This window comes from Roseateles sp. AC306, assembly GCF_979253795.1.
Genome location: NZ_CEEDEB010000113.1, coordinates 1 through 249 on the forward strand (window position 1 = coordinate 1; position 249 = coordinate 249).

Genomic DNA, 249 nt, shown 5'->3' on the forward strand with positions numbered 1-249 from the left:
GCTGGACGCGACCGAGCGCCTGCGCCCGGCCGGCGCGCCCACGCCACGCATCGACCTGCTGGCGCGGGAAGAAAACCCCGAGGAGGACGTCGACATCGAGCCCGTGCCGCGTCGCCACCGCGATCTCGTCACGGTGGAGCGGCTGGGCTTCGGGCCGGTGCCCTGCGACACCATCGTCGTTGCGCGCGAGGACCGCTGCAACTGGCCCATGGTGGTCGACGTGGGCCTGGGCCACGCCGTCGTCTACGC

Annotated in this window: 1 protein-coding gene; it reads left to right on the forward strand. The window is 73.5% G+C overall.

The genetic code is table 11. From position 1 onward, the window contains the following. A partial coding sequence (locus tag AC0IZJ_RS28610) for a hypothetical protein (protein WP_471855658.1) occupies window positions 1-249 on the forward strand: 249 nt, incomplete at both ends.